We start from the raw sequence: 5,133 nt of genomic DNA, 5'->3' as shown, positions 1-5,133 counted from the left end.
GCCAGACCGAAGGCGGCGTGGACCTGTCGAAACTGGCCGGGCTGAAGCCCGCCTCGGTTATTTGCGAGATCATGCGGGATGACGGAACCATGGCCCGCATGCCCGATCTGGAAACGTTCGCCGAAGAGCACGGCCTCAAGATTGTGGCCGTCAAGGATATCATCCGCCACCGCCTCAACCGGGGGCAGGTGTCTGTGCGCAATGTGGCCAAGGCCCATCTGCCCACCAGGTTCGGCGATTTCACGGTATACGCCTATGAAAGCGAAACCGAGCAGGGTACGCATCTGGCGCTGGTCAAGGGCGACCTTTCCGGGCCGGAGCCTGTGCTTGCCCGCGTACACAGCGAATGCCTCACGGGCGATGCCCTGGGATCGCTGCGCTGCGATTGCGGCGGGCAGCTCGGCGCGGCCCTGCGGCAGATAGAAAAAGAAGGGCGCGGCGCGTTGCTGTATATGCGGCAGGAAGGGCGCGGCATCGGCCTTGCCAATAAAATTCGCGCCTATGCCCTTCAGGATGAAGGCTATGACACTGTGGAGGCCAACCGCAAGCTGGGTTTCCCCCCGGATCTGCGGGACTATGGAACCGGCGCGCAAATGCTGGTTGACCTGGGCATTCACAAGGTGCGCCTGCTGACCAATAATCCCAAAAAAATCGTGGGGCTTTCGGGCTACGGCATTGAAATTGTCGAAAGAGTGCCCATTGAAATGGACGCCTGCCCTGAAAACGAGCACTACCTGCGTACCAAAAAAGAAAAAATGCAGCATATGCTGCATTGCTCCTGCTGCCGCTAGGAGGGTTTTACCCGGTTTGCCCCTGAGCATGCCGGGTATTTTCTGCCGTCAGGTCAGGCAGGGTCTGACGACAGCAGCTGGCGTGTGGCCGCCACATGCGGCTACGCTGCAAGCCTTTTCCGCCCCGGAGCCGCCGGGGCCAGAGGGTTTTCGCCTTGAAATTGCTCTGGCGGCTGCGTGAGAAGGCGCACGCGCACGTGCATTGCGCTGTCAATGCCGAAACAGGCGTGTCGTAAGCGTTGAGAATGTATATTCTCACCGTTGCTCTGTCCTAGAGCAGATTAACTTTGAGAATATACATTCTCAAAGTTTAAGGCACGCTCACTTCGGCGTTTAACCGCGCAGATAAACTGCGCTTACGCCTCCGTAGCGAACGTCTGCTCACGCAGCCGTCCGAGCAATTTAAAAGTTAAATTGCTCTAGGGGCGGTTCTGCCAGTGTCATTGTGGAAGACTGCTTTCTTGGGCCTTGTGGTGTTGCGGATATGTGTTCACGACGCTGCAAGGCGCTCACTGCGGCGCTTAACCGCGCAGATCCATAGCGTTGCTGTCTTGTCCGCAAGCTTTCGGGCTTCGGCTGAAGCCGCGCTTACGCCTCTGTGGCGGACGGCTGCTCACGCAGGCGTCAGGGCAGTTTCAAGGTGAAGCTGCCCTAAAAGAACGGGACCGCTCTTGTCCCCGGCATGTCGGCCCCTGTTGTTCAGGGCGGCATGGGGCAGCGGTTCATACCTCAGGGAGTACTGCATGACCGTAAAGGAAAAAATTCTGGCTCAGGGTGCGCTGTTGTGGCGTTTTCTGGGTTTTTTTCAACCGCCCCTGCTGCGCTGCATCCATGCTGCCGTCATCGCATTTGTGCTTTTGCAGTTCCTGACCAGCATATGCATGGAGGTTCCGCTTGAAGGACCATCGGCTCTGGCCTGGGTGCATATAATTTCTGGCATGGGCTTGTTTTTGCTGGGCATTGCTCTGGTGACCCTCAGCGTGAGGAAACGCGGCCTGCGCAACTTCTTCCCCTACCTGTGGGGGGATATGGATCAGCTTGGCAAGGATATGCGCGCTGCGGCCCGGTTCAAGCTGGTTGGTCCCCGTCCCAAGGGACTGCCAGCCTGTATTCAGGGGCTTGGCATGGGGGCGCTGCTCATGGCTGTGTTTACCGGCCTGTGGTGGTTTGACGACTGGGGCAATGACCGCCTTGGTCTTACCGCCCTGAGCGCGCACAAGTTTTTTGCCTGGGCCATGGTTGCCTATCTTGCAGGACACGGTGGCATGGCGTTGGCCCATTTTGCCATGTGGCAGAAAAAGGTTGCGCCCAAGAAATAACGCACTGTTGACGAGATAGAGCGCATTTTATGCGTGAAATGCTTTGTGGGGGAGGGACCCTTTTGCAAAAGGGTCACCTCCCCCACGCCCCCACCCCCTAACACCTTTATTTCTGTTGCAATCTGTCAGAAAAGTGCGCCTGACCTGAGACGGAAAAACCAAACGCCGCAAGCCCGGCATGTCCAAAGACATGCCGGGCTTGCGGCGTTTGGGCGGGCATGTACGGGAGGTGTTATTTTGCAGTAATAGCCTTGAATAAAATGTTTTTTTGCTTTTTACACAGGTAAAAATATTTATAACACAGCTATTTTGCAGGATTTATTTTTTCATTTTTACACCAATTGGCCCCTCTGATTTTATAAAACCCGCGCCAGCCGGGCGTTGGGCATGACTGAACCAGTTCAGTCTTACAGAAATCCTCGCCTGCGCTATGCTCTCCTCAAACCGCGCAGTTTCATAACTGCGCAAACAGGAGAGCATATGGCAACTACCGGTAAAAGCAATGGACATCTGGGCATCAGCCATCCTTTCGGGGCCAGGCACGGCACACCTGTGGCGGGCCAGGGGAACGAACGGACGCAACAGTCACTGGCAGACAGAATGTACGGGGCGAAAAAAGACCCGCTGACACAGCCCTTGCCCGTGTCGCCGGACGCGCCGCTGCAAGAACGCATGTACGCTGAAAGCGTGTCCGACGTGGTGGCGCGGCATGCCGCGAAAACGCATGACCTGAAGCCCTTTCGCTTAAACCCCGAAGCGGAGGTTCCCTGCTATCAGATGGGGGTCAGACCGCTGGATTTGTGGTGGTGGGGTAAGAAAAAATACGGAAAAGAAATAAAGTGGAACAAGCAACAACACTACGAGCATATGCAGTTTGTGGGCAGCGACGGCAGCAATTTCGGTTTGTCCAAGGGAGAGGGCTTGCTTGTGGAAGACATGAAAACACTTTTTACCTATGAAGTCGAAGCGCCCAAGTACAGAAAAGAATATGTTGACCGCGCCAGACAAGCTCTTGATGCGGAGTGGGACAGGCAATTGACAGAAGCATATCAGGATATGGACTTCGAGATACAACGATACGATGCAAGAAAATATAACTGCCAGCATTATTTCGCTGAAATTTTGCAAAAAGCACAACGATACGAAACCGCTGATAAGCCCCTGGTGCTTCCGTAGCTGATCTGCTGAAGGGTGGACATTCTTTCGCCCTTCAGCAGGCTTCGCCTCACATGCCAAATATGGCGAGCATCAGAATTAAAAAGGTGGGTTCGAGGACGAGCACCAGAAAAAAGACACAGAGGGGAATCTTCAGCAAAGCGACATAGCCGCCCATGCGGTCGAAAAAGAACAGGGAAAAAGGCAGAGCCATCAGCGCCGACTTGATGGCTGTTACGAGTTCTTCTAGGTAGTTACGGTTCATATGCTCAAGGTGCAGCATACTCTGTAGCTGTGCTATTTCATTGAGTGAAGGATACGCAGTAAGGAGGGCCGCAAGGGTCAAGCAATATATAGGCAAGGAGGTGGTAAGGCCAAAGCCCCTCAGAAAGACCAGACAGCCTGCAAAGCCGTACAGGAAAGTGAAGACTGCATAGGGACTGGAGCCGGGCATCACCCACCACCAGTTGAGCATGGCAATAAGGCACAAGGGCCATGCACGTTCTATAACAATCCCTATGAATGTGCTCATTTTTTCCAGAGTCATGCAGTCTCCATTGTTTCGGATTCCGGCCTTGACGGCGATATTTTTATATCAATACAGCAACAGCGCAGCAATACGAAACCGCGGATGAACACCAGATAAACCCCTGGTTCTTCAGTAGGTTCCTGGTGCAAGGCGGAAAATATCCTCCCTGCACCAGACGTTGCCTCACAAGCCGGAGTTAGCGAGCAGCAGCATTAAAAGTGTGGGTTCAATGCTGAGCACCAGAAAAAAGACACAGAGGGGAATCTTCAGCAAAGCGACATAGCCGCCCATGCGGTCGAAAAAGAACAGGGAAAAAGGCAGGGCCATCAGTGCCGACTTGAAGGCTATGATAAAGGCCCATAGGAATTCTCTCATATGCTCAAAGTTAAGCATATGTTCCAAAAGTTTCATTTCGTTGCTTGATGGAACTCCGGCAAGAAAGGCCGCAAGTGTAAGGCCGTATATGGGCCAGGAAGTGGCAAGGCCGAAGCCGCGCACAAAAATCATGCAACCGGCAAGGCTGTACAGGATGAAAAAGAATATATCTGGATCATGAAACGCGGCTAAAATCAGCATGTTGGGCATGGCGATAAGGCACAGGGGCCATGCGCCGCGTATGAAGGCTCTTGCGGAATCGTCAAATTTTTCCAGAGTCATAGGGTCTCCATTGTTTCGGCTTCCGGCTTTGACGGCTATATTTTTATAGCAATACTGCAATAACGCAGCAATATGAAATCATAGATAAACCCCTGGTGCTTCCGTAGGTGTCTGGTGAAGGGCGGAAAATATCCGCCCTTCACCAGACGTTGCCTCACATGCCAAATATGGCGAGCATCAGAATTAAAAAGGTGGGTTCGAGGACGAGCACCAGAAAAAAGACACAGAGGGGAATCTTCAGCAAAGCGACATAGCCGCCCATGCGGTCGAAAAAGAACAGGGAAAAAGGCAGAGCCATCAGCGCCGACTTGAAGGCTGTGACGAGCAGTCGTAGGTAGATACGGGCCGAATACTCAAGGTTCAGCATGGTCTGCAACTGTGTTATTTCATTGCGTGAAGGGTCTGCGCTAAGAAAGGCCGCAAAGGCCAGGCAGTATATGGGCAAGGAGGTGGCAAGGCCGAAGCCGCGCACAAAAATCAGGCAGCCTGCAAGGCCGTACAGGATGGAAAAGAGCATGTATGAGCCACAGATGATGCCCATTGCCAGCAAGCTGAGCATGGCGATAAGGCACAGGGGCCATGCGCCGCGTATGAAGGCTCTTGCGGAATCGTCAAATTTTTCCAGAGTCATAGGGTCTCCATTGTTTCGGCTTCCGGCTTTGACGGCTATATTTTTATAGCA

The 5,133-nt window shown here is 53.6% G+C and carries 6 protein-coding genes; 3 read left to right on the top strand and 3 right to left on the bottom strand.

The window, feature by feature from the left end; genetic code table 11:
- From ribA to V6C07_RS12650, 3 genes are all read left to right on the top strand, one after another.
- Positions 1-791: GTP cyclohydrolase II (ribA, locus tag V6C07_RS12660; protein WP_333536834.1), on the top strand; the 791-nt coding region annotated here is incomplete at its 5' end.
- A gap of 743 nt (positions 792-1,534) precedes the next feature.
- Complete coding sequence (locus tag V6C07_RS12655) at positions 1,535-2,110, top strand: cytochrome b/b6 domain-containing protein (protein ID WP_333536833.1); 576 nt, start codon at positions 1,535-1,537, stop codon at positions 2,108-2,110.
- A gap of 480 nt (positions 2,111-2,590) precedes the next feature.
- The gene (locus tag V6C07_RS12650) at positions 2,591-3,286 is read left to right on the top strand and encodes a hypothetical protein (RefSeq protein WP_333536832.1); all 696 of its coding nucleotides are present in this window, start codon (positions 2,591-2,593) and stop codon (positions 3,284-3,286) included.
- Positions 3,287-3,335: 49 nt separating this feature from the next.
- Here V6C07_RS12650 and V6C07_RS12645 read toward each other — a convergent pair whose 3' ends face one another.
- The 3 genes from V6C07_RS12645 to V6C07_RS12635 form a co-directional block, all read right to left on the bottom strand.
- The gene (locus V6C07_RS12645) at positions 3,336-3,812 is read right to left on the bottom strand and encodes a hypothetical protein (RefSeq protein ID WP_333536831.1); all 477 of its coding nucleotides are present in this window, start codon (positions 3,810-3,812) and stop codon (positions 3,336-3,338) included.
- 165 nt (positions 3,813-3,977) lie between these two features.
- Positions 3,978-4,451 carry a hypothetical protein gene (locus tag V6C07_RS12640; protein WP_333536829.1) on the bottom strand — a complete coding sequence of 158 codons (474 nt, stop codon included), beginning with the start codon at positions 4,449-4,451 and terminating at the stop codon, positions 3,978-3,980.
- Between the two features lie 154 nt (positions 4,452-4,605).
- Positions 4,606-5,082 (bottom strand): hypothetical protein, encoded by a 477-nt coding sequence (locus tag V6C07_RS12635; RefSeq protein WP_333536828.1) that lies wholly within the window; start codon positions 5,080-5,082, stop codon positions 4,606-4,608.
- Positions 5,083-5,133 lie beyond the last annotated feature (51 nt).

The organism is Desulfovibrio sp. 1214_IL3152 (genome assembly GCF_036763055.1).
Classification (GTDB): domain Bacteria; phylum Desulfobacterota; class Desulfovibrionia; order Desulfovibrionales; family Desulfovibrionaceae; genus Desulfovibrio.
This window is presented reverse-complemented; position numbering and strand designations above follow the sequence as displayed.